The following is an 18,629-nucleotide window of genomic DNA, read 5'->3' on the forward strand; positions in this document are numbered from 1 at the left end:
GAAGGGTCTTGATGTACCTTAGATATGAATTTTGCTCTCTTATGAGCCTTTATATTGCTTATATCGGCATCTTCTAACTCTATCTTACCGCTATCTGCTATTATTTCTCCACTTAATAAATTTAAAAAAGTTGACTTACCTGCTGCATTAGATCCTAAAACTTCTAATATAATATTAGAAAAAACAAAAGAAATAGTAGAACAAAATAAAAATACTATAACTTTTATGATAACTCATAATATGGAAGATGCAATAAAATATGGGAATAGACTAATAATGTTACATAAAGGTAAGATAGTATATGATGTAAGAAATGATGAAAAAAATAAACTTATGGCAGAGAATTTATTAGGAATTTTTAATGATAATAATATATAAAGAAAGGTTAAATAATGAGTAATAAACACGAAGGACATAACCATTCAGTAGATTTTAATACAATAAATAAGGCTTTTTATATAGGAATAGGACTAAATATAATTTTTACGCTTATAGAATTTATTATAGGTTATTCAACAAATTCATTGGCATTAATTTCAGATGCCAGTCATAATTTAAGTGATGTAGCAAGCCTTATTATTTCACTAATTGGTCTTAAATTATCAAGGAAAATTGCTACAAAAGTTTATACTTATGGGTACAGAAAAGCATCGATTTTAGCATCACTTGTGAATGCTATATTATTAATTTATATAGTATTTAATATTGGTATGGAAGCAATTAAAAGATTTAGTTCTGTACCGCAAATTACAGGTTCAACTATTATTATAACTGCTATTATAGGAGTTATTATTAATTCATTTTCAGCCTTCTTATTTTTCAAAGGACAGAAGAATGATATCAATATAAAAGGGGCATTTTTACATTTAATGTTAGATGCAGTCGTTTCAGTTGGAGTTGTAATTTCAGGTATAATAATTTATTATACTAATTTAAATATAGTTGACCCAATAATAAGTATTGTTATTGCAATAGTTATACTATTTTCAACATGGAATTTATTAAAAGAAAGTATAAAATTAACTTTAGATGGAGTACCTAAGAATATTAGTATAAAAGATATAGAAAAAACCTTTTTAAAAAATGAAATGATAGAAGAAATTCATCATTTACATGTTTGGGCAATTAGTAGTTCACAAAATGCATTGACAGTACACATAAGATTAAAAAAAGATATAGATATTAAAACTTTTATAGAAGTAAAAAATGAATTAAAAAAAGAATTAGAGGGGAAAAATATACAACATGCAACTTTTGAAATAGACACGTGGGATTACTACTGTCAAAATGATATGAAATAGGAGAAAATATATGGAATTATATAATAAAATTGTTGTTATAACAGGTGCAAGTGATGGTATTGGTAAGCAAATAGCACTAAGATTAGCAAAAGAAAAATGTCAACTAGTACTTATTGCAAGAAATGAAAAAAAATTAATTGAAGTTGTTAAGTGTGCAAAAGAATTAGGTGCAATTAATGCTAAATACTATATATGTGATATTCGTTATACTGAAAAATTAGAGCAAACAATAAACTTAATTATTTCTGATTTTAAAAATATTGATATTCTTATAAATAATGCAGGTATTTGGCAAAAATTAATGCCTGTTGATGAAATGGATGCTAAAATGATAGATGATATTATTCAAACTAATTTATTAGCAGTAATTCATACAACTCGTCTTTTAATACCGATTTTAAAAAGAAGTAAGGAAGCACGAATTATTAATATAGTTTCAAAATCAGGTGTTATAGCACAAAAAAATCAATCTGTTTATACTGCAAGTAAATATGGGGTTCGTGGTTTCACAGAAGTGTTAAAAGAAGATTTGAAAGATACTAATATTAAAATTGCAGGAGTATATCAAGGTGGTACAAATACTAAAATGTTTGCCAAAAGTGGAGATGATTTTGAAACACAAAACTTTACAAGACCTGAGGATTTAGCAGATGTAATTGCATATATGCTTTTATAACCAGATAAGATATGGTTGCATGATATTAGGATTGGAAAATAGAAAGTAAATAGCATAAATAGGGTAAAATATTTTTATAGACATACAATAAATTTTAATATATAATATATGTGCAATTTCATAAGAAATTTGAATAAGATGATAAGAATGTAAGGAGGAATAATGAAGAAAAAATTATTTTTAATTATCACTTTAGTTTTAACATCATTGTCTTTTTCTAAAGGAGGAGAATCTGAAATTTTAGTAGGAATAGCTGCTGGTATACCTTCAGCACATGGAGCAGTAAATTTATCGTGGGCAAAAAAATTTAACCCTAGTCAAGATTCATATATAACTGTTGGTGGAGGAATTGAGGCAGGTGGCGGAGTATATGTAACTCCCGATCTAAATGTAGTACCTAAGATAAAATTATCAGCCAGAGTAATACCGTATGGGTTTGTTAATCCATATTTAAAACTTGAAGCAGGTGGAAGTGTATCAAATCAAACTATTTTACATAGTGGAGTTTCTGTAGGGTATATACATACCTTTGGAAATGATAAAAGTAAATTAAATAATGGTAGATATGGAGAATTTGATTTTCCAGGTTTGAGCACAAGACTTACTTTTGGCGGAACTAATAAGACATCAGGTGTTACAGGAGAATTTGGGGTAACAGCAGTTTTTGTTAAAGATGGCGATAACTTTGCGTTTAGTTTACCGAATTCTAGAATTTCAATTCAATTAGGAAAGAAATTGGATTTTTAAATAACAAAAAAAGGGGAATTATAACTGATAAAATCAGAAATAGTTCCCTTATATTATTTTATATAATTTTTTGAAACTTCTATAATTGCTTTTATTGAATGAAGACTAGAAATCTTTCTCATATTTTCTACCATCATATTATAATGCTCATCATTTGTTAGTAAAAATTTTAAATGATTAGGTAAATCAGATATATCTTTAATTTCTAGTGCAACATTAGATTCTACTAAAAATGCTGTGTTTTCCTGTTCTTGACCAGGTATAGAAAATGGAATTATCATAGGTAAATTTTTGTTAATTGCCTCAGATGAAGTTAGTCCACCAGGTTTAGTTATAATAATTTTAGAGTTGTCCATAATCTCACTAATGTTATTTACAAAACCTAAGATTTTTATTTTACCTTTTATAATTTCATCTCTTAAAATTTGCGTTAATTTTTTTCTTAAATTTATATTTTTTCCACAAACTATAGTTATATGAATATCTAAATCAGATTTTGTTAATTCTAAAATAGATTTTTCCATATTTTTAAATCCCATAGAACCACCCATGATTAAAATATTATTTTTTCTATCAATGCTATGGTTTATGGTTTTAAATTCGTCTTTTACAGGTATACCAAATGGGAATATCTTATCTTCACTAACTCCCTTTTTTATTAAACTTTCTTTTGTAAATTCACTTGCTGTAATATAAGCATTAACTCTTTTATCAACATAAGTGTAATGTGCTTTAAAATCAGTAACAATTTGAATAAATGGTATATCTGAATTAAACATTTTTTTATATCTTGTAACTATTGGTACAGCAAATGGGTGTGTTGAAATAATGATATCAGGTTTTTCTCTTTTTATAATTTTTTTTAAATTAAGTTCTATGGCTAAAAATATATTTTTTAGTAAGACATTATTTAAAAATTTATTATTTGATAATTTATACATTACTCCATAAGTATTTGGCATGTTAGCGATTAAAAAATCGTAACCTTTTTCAACAAAGGGTAATTTACTATTATTAAAAATATCATGAATAATAGCAATATCATCTGTATTTTTATCAAATTCATTTTTAAGATTTTTTGCTGCTTGATTATGACCTTCACCTGTTGATGCAGTTAATATCAAATATTTCATAGTTGGTCTCCTTATTTCATTTTAGCAAGAGAACCCATAGGATCCCATGCTTTTAATATTATAGGATCTTGATTAAATTTATCAACTAATTCTTTTGGTAAATATTTTTTATTTATAACTACTTGATAAGTATATTTGTCCATCCATTCATCAGTCATTAAGTAGTAACCTTTACTTCCATTTTTTTCGCCCCAACTGTTTTCTACTTTCCAACGGTTAGATTTTCCATCAACAATATTTACACCTGATAATACCATTGCATGTGTCATTAAACTTTCGCAATAATCAAGAGCAACTTCTTTAGTTAAATTAAAGTCTATACCAAATGCTTTATCAATTTCAAATATATTTAAGTCCATAAGACCTAATTTTCCTTCTAAACTTTGTCCAACATCGCAACCAAACCAAACAGATACTCCATCTTGGATTTGTTTAATTGCTGCAGTTTTTAACTCTTCCATAGTAACATTTAGGTATTTTACTTCTTTACCACCTATAACATTTCCTAAAAAATCAACTGTAAAAGTTTTATGGAAAGGTTTATCTTTAGTAGGTGCATTTATTAAACTAATATATTCATTTAAATCTATACCAACATATTTTTCGTAGTATTTCTTTGGTGTAAGATTAGCATCTCTATGGAATTTTTTATCTTTATCATAGTACTCAAAGTCAAATGTTTTAGGTGGTTCACCTAATGTAACACAAAGATAACTATAAATTTCTTCTAACACTTTTTCTTTAATTATTTCTAAATCTTCTATACTAGCACCATTTTCTCTTTTGTCTCTTAGAATATGAGCTGTTTGTCTTAATTTTTTATTTAATAAATTATTTAATCTAGCAGAATTTGTACTATGAAATACGTCAGGCATTACTGATTTAGGAACTACACCATATTTTTCAATTATAGAAACTAACATATCCCATTGACCACCATCTTGTTGTGGTGTCGCTAATAGAAAATGAACAATTCTAGAATCTCTATCATCATCTATTGTTTTTATTATATTTTCTAAGAAATAATTAGATTTTTCTAATTTATCCCAAAAGAAAGTATATGTTTGTGATAATTCAAAATTTTCCATATTAAAATCTTTATTTAATTTATGTCTAAATGTATTAAGAGCAGCGAACATCCAGCATCTACCAGATGCTTCTTGATTTGTAACCTTACCTGTTCTAATATCTTCTGAATACACATGTTGATCTAGTGTAGAAGCAGTAGTATTAAAAGTTGCTCCATTTATTCCATTTTTTTGTACTGCATTTTGCAGGAATTTTAAATTTTTTTCAGAATGTAATTTACTATAATTTTGTATTCTGTCTAAACTAATTGAATTTTTCATTTTCATCTCCTTTTTTATTTTTAAATTTTTTATTTACATATTTTTTAATTATAATATTAATTATTAATGTTAATAATATAAAAATTGCAATTTGTATAAATTTATTAGGCGTTATTACAGAAACAACCATAACTATAAATGCTGAAATAGATATTGATAATCCAATAAACACAGATTTAATAAGTTCTATTATTAAAAATATTACAGCTATTACAGCCCAAAAAATTGTAATCATATATACTCCTAACTATTTAAATTTATTTAAGTTATCTTTTAATTTATCTAATTTTGTTTTTAGTTCTAATTCTATACCACGCTCTTTGGCAACAATATTTTCAGGTGCTTTTTCCATAAACTTAGGATTATTTAATTTACCTATAACTCTTTCTAATTCTTTTTCAACTTTTTCAATTTCCTTATTTATTTTAGAAATTTCAGCATCTTTGTCTATTAAATCTGCTAATGGAACATATATTTCTGTATTATTAACTACCCTAAAACCAACTAATTCAGGTATTTCTATATTAGTAGTTATTTTTTCAACATTAGATAATTTATCTAATATTTTAGGATTATTTATTAATATTTCACTTTCCATAGAATTTTTTGTTTTAAATATTAATTCTATTTTTTTAGAAGGACTAACATTAGTTTCTGCTCTAATATTTCTAATATTTGTTATTACATTTTGTAAGAAAGAAAATTCTTTTTCTATATTTTCATTTATATATTTTTCATTTCCATTTGGAAATTCACTAAGCATTATAGTATCTCCATCTATTTTAACTAATTGCCATATATGTTCAGTGATATAAGGTATAAATGGATGCAATAATCTTAATGAGTTATCTAGTACATGTCTTAACACATATTGTGCTATTTTTTTATCTTCTAAATCAGTAGCACCATATATTCTAGTTTTTGCAATTTCAACATACCAATCACAAAAATCTCCTTTAAAGAATTCAAATGCAAGTTTTATAGATTTGTCAATATTATAGTTTAACATAGAATTATGTATTTCTTTTGAGACACTATTTAATCTTGATAAAATCCATTTATCTTCCAATTTATATTTGTTTTCATTTATAGTTGTAGTATAGTCAAAATCTTCTAAGTTAGATAATACAAATTTAGAAGCATTCCATACTTTGTTCATAAAGTTAGAACCCATATCTATTAGACTTTCGCTAAACTTAATATCAAGCCCTGGGCTAGTATTAAATAATAGACTAAATCTTAGTGCATCTGCTCCCTTATTTTCAATAATATCTAATGGATCTGGCGAATTTCCTAATGATTTACTCATTTTTCTACCTAAATCATCTCTTACTATACCTGTAAAATAAACTTTATCAAAAGGTATTTCTTTTTTGAAATATAAACTCATCATTATCATACGAGCAACCCAGAAAAATATTATATCAGCACCTGTAACTACTGCTGTAGCAGGGAAGAATGTTTTTAAATCAAGTGTATCATCTGGCCAACCTAGTGTTGAAAATGGCCATAATGCAGATGAGAACCAAGTGTCTAATACATCAGTTTCTCTAGTTAATTTAGCACCATTTGGGGCTTTTTTAATTGCTTCATCTAAACTTTTAGCAACATAAACATTTCCATTTTCATCATAATATGCTGGTATTTGATGACCCCACCATATTTGTCTTGAAATGCACCAATCTCTAATATTTTCTAACCAGTTATAGTATATTTTTTCTGTTCTTTTTGGACTTAATGTAATCTCACCATTTCTTACAACCTCTAAGGCTTTCTTTGCTAATGGTTTCATTTTAACAAACCATTGATTAGAAACTCTAGGTTCTATAATTGTATTACATCTATAACAGTGTCCTATTGAATTTTTATGATTTTCAGTCTTAACTAATAAACCTAGTTCATCTAAATCTTTTAATACTTGTTTTCTTGCTTCAAATCTATCAAGACCTTCGTATTTACCGCCATTAGAATTTATCTTAGCATCTTCTGTCATTACATTTATAAACTCTAAATTATGTCTTTTACCTACTTCAAAATCATTAGGGTCATGTGATGGAGTCATCTTAACTACACCTGTACCAAATTCTAAGTCAACATATTCATCAGCAATTATTGGTATTTCTCTATTCATAAGTGGTAAAACAACTGTTTTACCTATTAAATCTTTATATCTATCATCATTTGGATTAACTGCAACTCCACTATCTCCTAACATAGTTTCAGGTCTAGTAGTTGCAATAGTTAACATTTTATTACTATCTTTTATAGGGTAATTTATATGCCAAATATAACTATCTTTTTCTTCATGTTCTATTTCATCATCTGCTAGTGCTGTTTTATCTTTTGGACACCAGTTTACTATATATTCTCCCCTGTAAATTAGATTATCTTCATATAATTTAACAAATACTTCATTAACTGCTTTTGATAATTTTTCATCCATAGTAAATCTTTCACGAGACCAATCTAGTGAAGCACCTATTTTTCTTAGTTGTGAAGTAATTATATTACCATATTTATTTTTCCAATCCCAGGTTCTTTTGATAAATTCCTCTCTACCAATTTCTTCCTTTGTAGTATTATTATCTAAAAGCATTCTTTCAACTTTATTTTGAGTTGCAATACCTGCATGGTCAGTACCTGGTAACCATAATGTGTTAAAACCACTCATTCTTCTATGTCTTATTATAGAATCTTGTATGCTAATATTTAGTACATGCCCTATATGTAGAATACCTGTAACATTAGGTGGTGGTAATACAATAGAATAGTATGGTCTTGTATCTTTATTATCTGCTTTAAAATAGCCATTATCTTCCCAAACTTTATATAAATCTTTTTCTATATCAGTGGGTTTATAAGTAGTGTTTAATTTTTTCATATATATTCCTTTCACTTTTTACATAAATTATATCAATTATATGAGCAATAATCAAATATTTTATACATAAATTTATAATATAGAAAAAAAGACACTTATAAAGTATCTTTTCTTTCTTAATTTTTTAAAATATTATTCTGCTTCTTCTGTTTCAGAATTTTCAGTTTCTTCATTTTCATCAGCTACAACTTCAACTTCTTCATGTTTAGAAGGTTCAATTAATAGAACAATAGTTGTGTCTTTTTCTGAAAGAAATTCAATTCCTTTATATTTTTTAGTATCAATATCATTTACTGTAATTGGTTCACCCATTTTTAAATCTTGAATATCAATTTCTATAAAGTCAACTAAATTTTTCGGGAAAGCTTCAACATCTAAATAGTCTAGAACTTTTTGAACTATAAAATCACTTTTAATTTTATCTTCGTTAATAAAGTGAATAGGTAAAGTAACTTTTATCTTTTCACCAAATTTAACATGTTGGAAATCAACATGTAATATTTTCCCAGTAAGTGTTTGTCTTTGAACATCTTTAACTAAAACTGTTTCTTTTTTTCCTTCTATATCAATAGAAATCATTGCACCTAGTTCTGAATTGTTAATATAGTGTTTAAGTTCATCTGTTTTAATTAATAAACCTGTACTTTCAAAATCTTTACCATATAATACAACTGGTGTGAAACCATCTTTTCTCGCTCTCTTAGTTGCTTTTGAACCAAATTCTGCACGCTTTTGAGCCTTTAATACTTTTTCTTTTACCATAGTAATCTTCCTCCTTAGTATCTTTTAGTTAAAGTATTTTTATACTTTTAAACTATGATACCATTTAAGTCTACTATATTTAACTTATATTGTCAAGAAAACGCATTTTGAGTACTAATAATCAAATAACTAGAAGTATTATAAAAATTATTGTCTATGTATATATAACAAAATTTTAAAATGTGGTATAATAAAATAGAAGTTATATATTAAATAAGGGGGTAATATGTTAAATATCAAAGATTATTGGAAATATATTTTAGAACAAAACCCTAAAAAAATAAGAGAATTTTTTCATAAAGACGCCATTATTAAATGGCATAATACAAAAGAAGTTTTTAATGTAAAAAAATTTATAAGTATTAATTGTAAATACCCAGGAAAATGGGCAGGGAATATAGAAAAATTAGAAAGAATTAATGATTTAATTATAACTGTAGTGAATGTTTATGAAATTAATAAAAAATCATCTTTTCATGCTGTTTCATTTATAAAAGTAGAAAATAGTAAAATCATATCTATTGATGAATATTGGGGAGAAGATGCTAACATACCTGATTGGAGATTAGAAATATAATGAATAATATAAAAATACCTAAACATATAGGTATAATAATGGATGGAAATGGCAGATGGGGAATAAAACATTATAACAGTAGAATAAAAGGGCATAAACAAGGTGTTATAAGTTTAGAAAATTGTATTAAAAATTGTATTGAATTTAATTTAAAAGCTCTTAGTGTATATGCGTTTTCAACAGAAAATTGGAAAAGAAGTAGTTTAGAAGTCCAGAGTTTACTTAAATTATTTGATGCATATTTAAAAAGTAAAAAAGAAGAATTAAATGAACAAGGTATAAGATTAGTAATATCTGGTTCAAGAGAAAAGTTGTCAAATAATTTAATTAAAACCATTGATGAAACTGTAAATTATTTAAAAGAAAATAAAAAATTTATATTAAATATTTGCTTTAATTATGGTGGGAGAAAAGAAATAGTTGATGCAGTAAATACTTTAATATCAAAAGGAGTTGAAAATATAACAGAATTAGACATATCAAAACATTTATATTCTCCATTTTTAGAAGAACCTGATTTAATAATTAGGACAGGTGGAGATATACGACTAAGTAATTTTTTAATTTGGCAAAGTTCATATTCGGAGTTATATTTTAGTAATAAACTTTGGCCTGACTTTGATAAAGAAGAGTTAAAAAATGCAATATTAGATTATGAAAAGAGAAATAGAAGATTTGGAGGTACAAATGTTAAGTAGATTGTTTGTAGCAATTTTTGGAATAATAGCATTATTGGGGATATTTTTAGGGGGTAATGTATTACTTTTATTATTTACTGAAATTATTGTTATCGCATCTTGTTTAGAGTTAATAATGATGTCAAGAAATAATAGAAATACTTTTAATGTATTAACATGTTTATTTATTAGTGCATTAATTCCAGTATTAACTTATTTTGATATAGATTCTAATTTTGCATTATTTTTATTAATTATAATGATAGGACTATTCCAAATAGTAAAAGTAAATTTAAAAGATGCAAGTTCTAAATTATCAAGTAAATTATTTATATCAGTTTATGTGTCAGTTTTATTTTCTTACATATTAAAGTTAGAAAGACTTGAAGAAGGAACAGCATTAATAGTATTTTCATTCTTATTAGTATGGTTTTGTGATAGTTTTGCATATATGGTGGGTATGAAATTTGGAAAACATAAATTTACTCCAATATCACCTAAAAAATCTATTGAAGGATTAATTGGAGGTTTTGTTGGTGTGTTATTTATAAGTAGATTCTTTGGGTATGTGTATTATATAATAACTTTATTATTTTCATACACAGGTCTATTTAATGTTTATCCAAAATATGTAGAATTTTTTAATGGATTTAATATAAAATTAATATTATTTAGTATAGTTATAACAGCATTTGCTGTTTTAGGAGATTTATTTGAGTCAAAAATTAAAAGAGAATTTAATGTAAAAGATTCTAGTAGATTATTATTAGAACATGGTGGTGTATTAGATAGATTTGACAGTTCACTATTTGTAATACCTTTAATGTATATGATATTTACATATTTATTGAAATAGAAAAAAATATTAATAAAAAACGAACTATTCTTAGTTTTATTTAGAGATAGTTCGTTTTATTTTATTTGTTAATTAATGTTACAATATCATCAACTTTTTTAGTAGTTCTAAATATTTTTAAATTATCTTTATTCATAACTTTTTTAGAAATATTTAATAACATATCTATATGTAAATCATAATCCTCTTCTTTTGCAAATATAGGGAAAATAATTTGAGCAGTATCTTCATCAGACCATTTAATTGGTTTAGCAAGTCTTACAAAGAAAATACAACTTTCATTTACTCTTGAACTTCTAACATGTGGTATTGCACAATCAGTTCCAAGATATGTTTCAGCATTTCTTTCTTTTTCATAGAAATCTAAAATTAATCCTTGTGCATCATTTGCTATACCTAATTCTTTCGCTTTTTTTGAAATTTGTTCAAATAAATGAAGTTTATCTTTTGCATTTAAATCTAATAAAACTATTTCTTTTTTAGTCATTATTTTTCTCCTTTATTTTTTATTTTTAAATTTTTTTTCATATTCTTTTTCACCATAGTATGCTTTTAAATATAACTCTTTTAATTCAGGAATTAAAGGATATCTTGGGTTAGCAGGTGTACATTGGTCATCAAATGCTTCTAATGCCATTTGGTCAACATGTTTTAAGAATTCATCTTCTGGAACTCCAGCTTCTTTAATTGTTTTAGGAACTCCAACTCTTTCTTTTAGTTCTTCAATGGCTTCTATTAATTTTTCTATTTTTTCATCTTTTGTTTCTCCACCAAGACCTAAGAAATCTGCGATTTTAGCATATCTATTTTTAGCATCAGGGTATTTATATTGTGGGAAAATCCCCATTTTAAATGGTGCATCTTCTGCATTATATTTTATAACTTCTGTTAATAACATACCATTACACATACCGTGTGCTAAATGAAATTGTGCTCCTAATTTATGTGATAATGAGTGTACAATACCTAAGAAAGCATTTGCAAATGCCATACCTGCAACACAAGAAGCATTAGACATTTTTTCTTTTGCTTTTATTGCAGTTGCTCCTAAATTTACAGATTCTGGTAAGTATTGTAATATTATTTTTATTGCTTCTAATGAATATGGTTTAGTATATTCAGTTGCCATAATTGAAACATATGATTCAATGGCATGTGTTAGTGCATCTATACCTGAAGCAACAGTTAAACTTTTAGGCATAGTTAACATTAATTCTGGATCATTTATTGCAACATTAGGAGTTAATTCATAATCTGCTAATGGGTATTTAATTCCAGTTTCATCATCAGTTATTACAGAAAATGGAGTTACTTCTGAACCAGTTCCTGCAGAAGTTGCAACTGCAACAAATTTTGCCTTTATACCCATTTTAGGGAATGAAAATATTCTTTTTCTAATGTCCATAAATCTCATTGCTAAATCAGAGAATTTAATATTAGGGTATTCATATAGAACCCACATAATTTTAGCAGCGTCCATTGCAGAACCACCACCTAAGGCTATTATTAAATCAGGTTGATATTCAACCATTGCTTTTGCTCCTGCTTCAGCACAACTTAATGTGGGGTCTATTCCTACTTCTGAGAATATTCTATAATCTATACCTATACTTTCTAAAACCTTTGTTATATGATTAGGGTAACCTAATTCAGATAAAGTTTTATCCGTAACTATCATTGCTTTTTTATGATGACCTTTTAACTCTTCTAGTGCAACAGGTAAACATCCGTATTTGAAATAAACTTTTTCTGGAACTTTGAACCAAAGCATATTTTCCCTTCTTTCTGCTATTGTTTTTACATTTAATAAATGTTTAACACCAACATTTTCTGAAACAGAGTTTCCACCCCAAGAACCACAACCTAATGTTAATGATGGTTCTAATTTGAAGTTAAATACATCACCTATAGCTCCTAGTGCTGCTGGCATATTTATTAAAGTTCTTCCTGTTTTCATAACTTTTCCAAATAAATCAATTTTTTCTTTTTCGGCTAAGTCAACATACATTGATGAAGTATGTCCTAAACCACCTAATTCAACTAATGCTTTTGCTTTTTCAATAGAATCATTAAAATCTTTTGACTTATACATTGCTAATATTGGAGATAATTTTTCATGTGCAAATGGCTCATCATAATTAGTATCTTCAACTTCTGCTATTAATACTCTAGTCATTGGTGGGATTTTAAATCCAGCAATTTTTGCAATATTATTAGCACTTTGCCCAACTATATCAGGATTTATAGCACCAGTTATACCGTCTTTAAATAGCGCTTTTCTTAATAAGTCTTTTTCTTCATCATTAAGTATATATGCTCCCCTTAATTCAAATTCTCTTTTTACTCTTTCATATATTCTTCTTGTAATTATTACAGATTGTTCTGATGCACATATTACACCATTATCAAACGATTTAGAAAGTAATATGTAGTTTACTGTCATTTTTATATCAGCACTATCATCTATAATAACAGGAGTATTTCCAGAACCAACACCTATTGCTGGTGTTCCAGATGAATAAGCACTTTTAACCATGCCAGGACCACCTGTTGCTAAAATTAAGTCTGAGTTAGCCATTAATTCTCTTGAAATTTCAAGACTAGGTTCATCTACCCATCCTATTATATTTTCAGGAGCACCATATTTTTTAGCAACTTCTAATGCAATTTTTGCAGTATAGATAGTTGATTTTTTTGCTCTTGGGTGTGGTGATATTATTATTGCATTTCTAGTTTTTAATGCTAGTAATATTTTGAATGCAGCAGTTGAAGTTGGGTTAGTTGTCGGAATAACTCCCGCAACTACACCTATAGGCGTTGCTATTTTTTTTATACCATATGCTTTATCTTCTTCTAATACACCACAAGTTTTTTCATCTTTATACTTGTTATATATATACTCAGAAGCAAAATGATTTTTAATTACTTTATCTTCAACTACTCCCATACCAGTTTCTTCAACTGCAAGTTTTGATAGAATAATTCTTTCATCATTTATTCTTTGAGCTACTTTTCTAAATATTAGATCTACTTGTTCTTGGGTAAATTCAGAATATTCTGATTGAGATTTTCTAACTTTTACCATTAATTCATTTAAACTTTTTACATCATTTACCATTGTTACCTCCATTTTTTGTGCTTTTTTTCACTATAGAGAGAGTACCATATTTTTTGACAATTGTCAAATTTTTCACAATAACTTTAAATATTAATATATAAATAAAAAAACTAAGACAATTCAGATAGAAGAATCTTAGTTTTTAAATATTTAAATTTAATTTTTTATTTTTTTTCTAAATATAATAATTTTACAGCATCAGTAATTTCTTGGATTTTGTTAGGTCCTACAACAACTTGAATATAATCTTCACCAGTTATTAGAACTTCTTTAGCACCTGCTTTTATTATTTTTTCAATCTTTACTTTATCTATATCTTTAATTTCTATTCTTACTCTAGTAGAACAGTTATCTATAGATGCTATATTTTTATGACCACCTACACCTTCATATATGGCTTTTGCAGTTTCTTTATAATCTTTGCTTAATTTAAACATATTTTTCCCCCTTTTATTTCACTACTATATTAATTAACTTATTTTTTACATATATAATTTTTACAATTTCTTTATCTTTAGTATACTGTATAATTTTACTTGAATTTAATGCATGTTCTTTTGCTTCATCTTCACTAAATCCTAGTTTTAATTTTATTGTATCTCTTAATTTACCATTAACTTGGACAACAAGATTTACATTATCATCTTTTGTTAATTCTTCAATATATTCTGGGAATTTTAAGTTAAATGCTATTTCATTAGAACCTATAATTTCTAGTAATTCATCTGCTATATGTGGTATAAATGGAGATAGCATTAAACTAACTTTATTTAGTACTTCAAACCAAACTTTTTTAGATTCAGTAGAAAAATTATTAGTATCTATAATGTCTTGTTTGTATTTAGTCATAGTATTTAGTAATTCCATCAAGGCTGCTATTGCAGTATTAAAGTGGAAATTATCTTCCATACTTTCTACAACTTTTTTTATAGTTTGGTGTAATTTTCTTTGTAAGTTTTCATCGTTTTCATTTCTTTTGTCTAGTGTTATTTCGCCTTTAGTAGCAAAATCTTTGGTATCATTAAATAATAGATACATACGGTTTATAAATCTATATGCCCCTGCAACTCCATTAGTATTCCATTCTAATTCTTTTTCAGGTGGTGCGGCGAATAGTACAAATAATCTTGCGGCATCTGCTCCATATTCATTTACTATTTCTATTGGGTTAACCCCATTATTTTTTGATTTACTCATTTTTTCTAACTTAGAAATTAATTCTTCCCCAGTTTCTTTGTCATAAGCAATTTTATCTTTTATTTCAATATCTTTTTTAAATAAGTATGTTTTCTTATTATTAGAATAATATGAATAATCTAATACCATACCTTGTGTAAGTAGAGCCTTAAATGGTTCATTAGTATCAAGCATACCTAAATCTCTTAAAGCCTTGTGTATAAATCTAGAATATAGTAAATGCATTACAGCATGTTCTATACCACCTATATATTGATTAACAGGTGTCCATTCATTTGCTAGTTTTTTATCGAATGCTTCATTAGTATTTTTAGGGTCTAAGTATCTTAAATAATACCAAGAAGAATCCATAAATGTGTCCATAGTATCAGTTTCACGCCTACCTATTTTACCGTTTGGTAAAATTACTTTTTTAAATTCTTCTGATGTTTCTAGTGGATTACCATGTCCTGTAAATTCTATATCAGTTGGTTGAGTAACAGGTAAGTTTTTTTCTTCTTCTAAGTAAATATTTCCATCTTCATCATATATAACTGGTATAGGAGTTCCCCAATATCTTTGTCTACTAATTAACCAGTCATGTAGTCTATAATTTACTTTTAATCTACCTATTCCTAGTTTTTCTAATTTTTTTATTATTTCTTTTTTGGCTACTTCATTATCTAATCCATTAAATTCATCTGAATTTATTAATTTTCCTTTTTCAGTATAAGGAAGTTCATTTGCTTCAATAACTTGTTTAATTTCTAAATTATATTTTTTAGCAAAGGTGAAATCTCTATTATCATGTGCTGGAACTGCCATTACTGCACCAGAACCATAATTCATAAGTACATAATTACCTATAAATATTTTTATTTTTTCATTTGTTACAGGGTTAGTACTATATAGTCCAGTAAATATACCGACTTTTTCTTTATCCTCTGCTTCACGAGTTATTTTATCTTCGTTTATCATTTTATCAATTTCTGGTTTTAATTCTGGGTGTTTTTCTAATACTAGTTCATTTACCATAGGGTGTTCAGGAGCAATTACGAAATAAGTTACACCATATAAAGTGTCAGGTCTAGTAGTAAATACTGATATTTTTTTATCATAACCTTGAACTTCAAAATCTATTTCAGCACCCTCTGATCTACCTATCCAGTTTTTTTGCATAGCTATTACTTCACTAGGCCAACCTTTTTCTAATTCTTTATGTCCATCTAGTAATTCTTGTGCATATTTTGTTATTTTTAAGTACCATTGTGATAATTCTTTTTGTATAACGTCTGTTTTTCCGTGTCTCCAGCATTTACCTTGCTCTACTTGTTCATTTGCTAAAACTGTTTCACAATCTGGACACCAGTTTACATATGATTTCTTTTTATATACTAATCCTTTTTTATATAGGTCTATAAAGAATTTTTGATTAAATTTATAATATTCAGGTTTATATGTGCAAATTTCTCTTTCCCAATCGTATGATAGACCCATTAATTTTAATTGTTCTCTCATAGTATCTATATTTTTTGCCGTCCATATACTAGGGTGAGTATTGTTTGCAATAGCAGCATTTTCTGCAGGCAGTCCAAAACTGTCCCAACCAATAGGGTGTAATACATTATAGCCTTTCATCTTTTTGTATCTTGCTATGGCATCACCTATGGTATAATTTCTTAAATGTCCAACATGTAAATTACCTGAAGGGTATGCAAACATTTCTAGAACATAATAGTTTTCTTTGTTTTCTACTTTATTATATGTTCTGAAAATATTATTATTATTCCATTTTTTTTGCCATTTTTTTTCTAATATATTTGGATTGTATTCCATTAAAATCACCTCACTATTTGTAAATTATATAATATTTTCGCAAGAATTTCTAGTGAAAAATAAATAAAACAAATATATTTATTAAAACTTATAGTTATGAAATAGTTAGAAAAAAAATTATCGTGTTTGAATTGACAAACCCCCTTAAATGGAGTAAAATGATATTGTATTAAAGATGAAATAATTAGGAGGATGATTTTATGAAAGCGTTAGTTTATCATGGAGAACACAATATTAAATTTGAAGAAGTACCAAAACCAGTTATTAAAAAACCAACAGATGCTATTGTTAAAATAGTAAAGACAACAATATGTGGTACAGATTTAGGAATATACAAGGGGAAAAATCCCGAAGTAGCAGATGGTCGTATTTTAGGACACGAAGGAATTGGGATAGTTGAAGAAATAGGTTCAAGTGTTTCAAACTTAAAGGTTGGAGATAAAGTAATTATTGGTTGCGTAACACCTTGTGGAAAATGTGATAACTGTAAAACACAATTATATTCTCATTGTAGAGAAGAAGAAGGTGGATGGAAATTCGGTTATATGATAGATGGTACACAAGCAGAATATGTAAGAGTTCCTTTTGCAGATAACAGTTTATATAAATATCCAAATTCAATAAGTGATGATGTAGCAGTCTTAATAAGCGATAATTTACCAACAGGACATGAAATTGGTGTTCAATATGGTGGAGTTAAACCAGGAAGTACAGTTGCTATAGTTGGAGCAGGTCCAGTAGGAATGGGAACATTATTAACTTCTCAATTTTATTCACCATCAAAAATAATAGTAATTGATTTTGATAAGAATCGTTTAGAATTAGCTAAAAAAATGGGTGCAACACATACAATAGTTCCATCAGATAATCTAGTAGAAGATATTAAAGCAATAGTTGGAGAAGACGGTGTAGATGTAGCAATAGAAGCAGTTGGTATGCCTGCAACATGGGCAACATGTCAACAAATAGTTAAAGCAGGTGGAAATATTGCTGTAGTAGGAGTTCATGGAAAAGCAGTTGACTTTGAATTACAAAGCTTATGGATTAAGAACTTAACTGTAACTACAGGATTAGTTAATACAGATACTATACCATTATTAATAAATGCAGTTTCATCTGGTAGATTCCCAATGGAAAAATTAATAACACATAGATTTAAATTTAATGATATGATGAATGCATATGATACATTCTTAAATGCAGCAAATACAAATGCAATGAAAGTATTATTAGAAGTAGAATAAATATAGAAAACGCTCATTTTTGTGAGCGTTTTAATTTTTTTTATAAAAAATGTAAAAACTTTTGTAAAACGTCACATAAAATGAGCCATAAAATATAGCAATTAAAATCATATAAAGTGCCAATTTTGAGCCATTTTTTTGATTATCAAGTTAATATATATCAAAGTGTAAATATACTTAATATATTTTTAAGGAGGTAGTCAAAAATGACTAAAGAAGAAAAAGATTTTGCTAAAAAAATGGCAATCAAATTAATCGAAGAAGGTAGAAAACTTACTACTATCACAATTATTACA

At 26.8% G+C, this 18,629-nt stretch carries 17 protein-coding genes; 7 read left to right on the forward strand and 10 right to left on the reverse strand.

What is annotated here, in order from left to right:
* On the reverse strand, nt 1–230 hold a 230-nt coding region (locus AWT72_RS09240), incomplete at its 3' end, for an ATP-binding cassette domain-containing protein (protein WP_156413082.1).
* Nucleotides 231–392: 162 nt separating this feature from the next.
* Between AWT72_RS09240 and AWT72_RS04810 the strand changes: the two genes are divergently transcribed.
* The 3 genes from AWT72_RS04810 to AWT72_RS04820 all read left to right on the forward strand — a co-directional run bounded on the left by AWT72_RS04810 (nt 393) and on the right by AWT72_RS04820 (nt 2,724).
* Nucleotides 393–1,301: a cation diffusion facilitator family transporter gene (locus tag AWT72_RS04810; protein ID WP_067141646.1), complete on the forward strand. Its 909-nt coding sequence runs from the start codon at nt 393–395 to the stop codon at nt 1,299–1,301.
* A gap of 10 nt (nt 1,302–1,311) precedes the next feature.
* Nucleotides 1,312–1,977, forward strand: a complete 666-nt coding sequence (locus AWT72_RS04815) for an SDR family NAD(P)-dependent oxidoreductase (protein WP_067141648.1) — start codon at nt 1,312–1,314, stop codon at nt 1,975–1,977.
* Between the two features lie 162 nt (nt 1,978–2,139).
* Complete coding sequence (locus tag AWT72_RS04820) at nt 2,140–2,724, forward strand: hypothetical protein (RefSeq protein ID WP_067141651.1); 585 nt, start codon at nt 2,140–2,142, stop codon at nt 2,722–2,724.
* Between the two features lie 53 nt (nt 2,725–2,777).
* Here the strand turns inward: AWT72_RS04820 and AWT72_RS04825 are convergent, their stop codons facing one another.
* The 5 genes from AWT72_RS04825 to AWT72_RS04845 all read right to left on the reverse strand — a co-directional run bounded on the left by AWT72_RS04825 (nt 2,778) and on the right by AWT72_RS04845 (nt 8,849).
* On the reverse strand, nt 2,778–3,857 hold the full coding sequence (locus tag AWT72_RS04825) for an MGDG synthase family glycosyltransferase (RefSeq protein ID WP_067141654.1): 1,080 nt from the start codon (nt 3,855–3,857) through the stop codon (nt 2,778–2,780).
* Between the two features lie 11 nt (nt 3,858–3,868).
* Complete coding sequence (locus tag AWT72_RS04830; protein WP_067141657.1) at nt 3,869–5,206, reverse strand: C1 family peptidase; 1,338 nt, start codon at nt 5,204–5,206, stop codon at nt 3,869–3,871.
* Nucleotides 5,190–5,441 (reverse strand): NfeD family protein, encoded by a 252-nt coding sequence (locus AWT72_RS04835; protein WP_067141660.1) that lies wholly within the window; start codon nt 5,439–5,441, stop codon nt 5,190–5,192. The genes AWT72_RS04830 and AWT72_RS04835 overlap by 17 nt, the downstream gene beginning before the upstream one ends.
* 12 nt (nt 5,442–5,453) lie before the next feature.
* Complete coding sequence (locus AWT72_RS04840; protein WP_067141663.1) at nt 5,454–8,087, reverse strand: valine--tRNA ligase; 2,634 nt, start codon at nt 8,085–8,087, stop codon at nt 5,454–5,456.
* Between the two features lie 132 nt (nt 8,088–8,219).
* Nucleotides 8,220–8,849: a 50S ribosomal protein L25 gene (locus AWT72_RS04845; protein ID WP_067141666.1), complete on the reverse strand. Its 630-nt coding sequence runs from the start codon at nt 8,847–8,849 to the stop codon at nt 8,220–8,222.
* 226 nt (nt 8,850–9,075) lie between these two features.
* On the opposite strand from AWT72_RS04845, the gene AWT72_RS04850 reads away from it, so the two are divergent.
* Genes AWT72_RS04850 through AWT72_RS04860 form a run of 3 tightly spaced genes read left to right on the forward strand, consistent with a single transcriptional unit; the run spans nt 9,076 to nt 10,959 of the window.
* The gene (locus AWT72_RS04850; protein ID WP_067141669.1) at nt 9,076–9,426 is read left to right on the forward strand and encodes a hypothetical protein; all 351 of its coding nucleotides are present in this window, start codon (nt 9,076–9,078) and stop codon (nt 9,424–9,426) included.
* Entirely contained in the window at nt 9,426–10,124 is a 699-nt protein-coding gene (gene uppS, locus AWT72_RS04855) for a polyprenyl diphosphate synthase (protein ID WP_067141673.1), read from the forward strand. Before AWT72_RS04850 ends, uppS begins: the two co-directional genes overlap by 1 nt.
* Nucleotides 10,114–10,959: a phosphatidate cytidylyltransferase gene (locus tag AWT72_RS04860; protein ID WP_067141676.1), complete on the forward strand. Its 846-nt coding sequence runs from the start codon at nt 10,114–10,116 to the stop codon at nt 10,957–10,959. The genes uppS and AWT72_RS04860 overlap by 11 nt, the downstream gene beginning before the upstream one ends.
* A gap of 61 nt (nt 10,960–11,020) precedes the next feature.
* On the opposite strand, the gene AWT72_RS04865 is transcribed toward AWT72_RS04860, so the two are convergent.
* The 4 genes from AWT72_RS04865 to leuS all read right to left on the reverse strand — a co-directional run bounded on the left by AWT72_RS04865 (nt 11,021) and on the right by leuS (nt 17,089).
* On the reverse strand, nt 11,021–11,446 hold the full coding sequence (locus AWT72_RS04865) for a PTS sugar transporter subunit IIA (protein WP_067141679.1): 426 nt from the start codon (nt 11,444–11,446) through the stop codon (nt 11,021–11,023).
* A gap of 12 nt (nt 11,447–11,458) precedes the next feature.
* Complete coding sequence (gene adhE, locus AWT72_RS04870; protein ID WP_067141683.1) at nt 11,459–14,089, reverse strand: bifunctional acetaldehyde-CoA/alcohol dehydrogenase; 2,631 nt, start codon at nt 14,087–14,089, stop codon at nt 11,459–11,461.
* A gap of 152 nt (nt 14,090–14,241) precedes the next feature.
* On the reverse strand, nt 14,242–14,514 hold the full coding sequence (locus tag AWT72_RS04875) for a PTS sugar transporter subunit IIB (protein ID WP_067141686.1): 273 nt from the start codon (nt 14,512–14,514) through the stop codon (nt 14,242–14,244).
* A 13-nt stretch (nt 14,515–14,527) separates the two neighbouring features.
* Complete coding sequence (gene leuS / locus AWT72_RS04880; RefSeq protein WP_067141689.1) at nt 14,528–17,089, reverse strand: leucine--tRNA ligase; 2,562 nt, start codon at nt 17,087–17,089, stop codon at nt 14,528–14,530.
* Between the two features lie 200 nt (nt 17,090–17,289).
* Between leuS and AWT72_RS04885 the strand changes: the two genes are divergently transcribed.
* Entirely contained in the window at nt 17,290–18,333 is a 1,044-nt protein-coding gene (locus tag AWT72_RS04885) for a zinc-dependent alcohol dehydrogenase family protein (protein WP_067141692.1), read from the forward strand.
* Nucleotides 18,334–18,629 lie beyond the last annotated feature (296 nt).

This window comes from Oceanivirga salmonicida, assembly GCF_001517915.1.
GTDB classification, from domain to species: domain Bacteria; phylum Fusobacteriota; class Fusobacteriia; order Fusobacteriales; family Leptotrichiaceae; genus Oceanivirga; species Oceanivirga salmonicida.

What these genes read in the sequence shown, in the direction of transcription:
- AWT72_RS04810 (WP_067141646.1), top strand. Translation starts at nt 393, where the DNA reads ATGAGTAATAAACACGAAGGACATAACCATTCAGTAGATTTTAATACA.
- AWT72_RS04815 (WP_067141648.1), top strand. Translation starts at nt 1,312, where the DNA reads ATGGAATTATATAATAAAATTGTTGTTATAACAGGTGCAAGTGATGGT.
- AWT72_RS04820 (WP_067141651.1), top strand. Translation starts at nt 2,140, where the DNA reads ATGAAGAAAAAATTATTTTTAATTATCACTTTAGTTTTAACATCATTG.
- AWT72_RS04825 (WP_067141654.1), bottom strand. Translation starts at nt 3,857, where the DNA reads ATGAAATATTTGATATTAACTGCATCAACAGGTGAAGGTCATAATCAA.
- AWT72_RS04830 (WP_067141657.1), bottom strand. Translation starts at nt 5,206, where the DNA reads ATGAAAAATTCAATTAGTTTAGACAGAATACAAAATTATAGTAAATTA.
- AWT72_RS04835 (WP_067141660.1), bottom strand. Translation starts at nt 5,441, where the DNA reads ATGATTACAATTTTTTGGGCTGTAATAGCTGTAATATTTTTAATAATA.
- AWT72_RS04840 (WP_067141663.1), bottom strand. Translation starts at nt 8,087, where the DNA reads ATGAAAAAATTAAACACTACTTATAAACCCACTGATATAGAAAAAGAT.
- AWT72_RS04845 (WP_067141666.1), bottom strand. Translation starts at nt 8,849, where the DNA reads ATGGTAAAAGAAAAAGTATTAAAGGCTCAAAAGCGTGCAGAATTTGGT.
- AWT72_RS04850 (WP_067141669.1), top strand. Translation starts at nt 9,076, where the DNA reads ATGTTAAATATCAAAGATTATTGGAAATATATTTTAGAACAAAACCCT.
- uppS (WP_067141673.1), top strand. Translation starts at nt 9,426, where the DNA reads ATGAATAATATAAAAATACCTAAACATATAGGTATAATAATGGATGGA.
- AWT72_RS04860 (WP_067141676.1), top strand. Translation starts at nt 10,114, where the DNA reads ATGTTAAGTAGATTGTTTGTAGCAATTTTTGGAATAATAGCATTATTG.
- AWT72_RS04865 (WP_067141679.1), bottom strand. Translation starts at nt 11,446, where the DNA reads ATGACTAAAAAAGAAATAGTTTTATTAGATTTAAATGCAAAAGATAAA.
- adhE (WP_067141683.1), bottom strand. Translation starts at nt 14,089, where the DNA reads ATGGAGGTAACAATGGTAAATGATGTAAAAAGTTTAAATGAATTAATG.
- AWT72_RS04875 (WP_067141686.1), bottom strand. Translation starts at nt 14,514, where the DNA reads ATGTTTAAATTAAGCAAAGATTATAAAGAAACTGCAAAAGCCATATAT.
- leuS (WP_067141689.1), bottom strand. Translation starts at nt 17,089, where the DNA reads ATGGAATACAATCCAAATATATTAGAAAAAAAATGGCAAAAAAAATGG.
- AWT72_RS04885 (WP_067141692.1), top strand. Translation starts at nt 17,290, where the DNA reads ATGAAAGCGTTAGTTTATCATGGAGAACACAATATTAAATTTGAAGAA.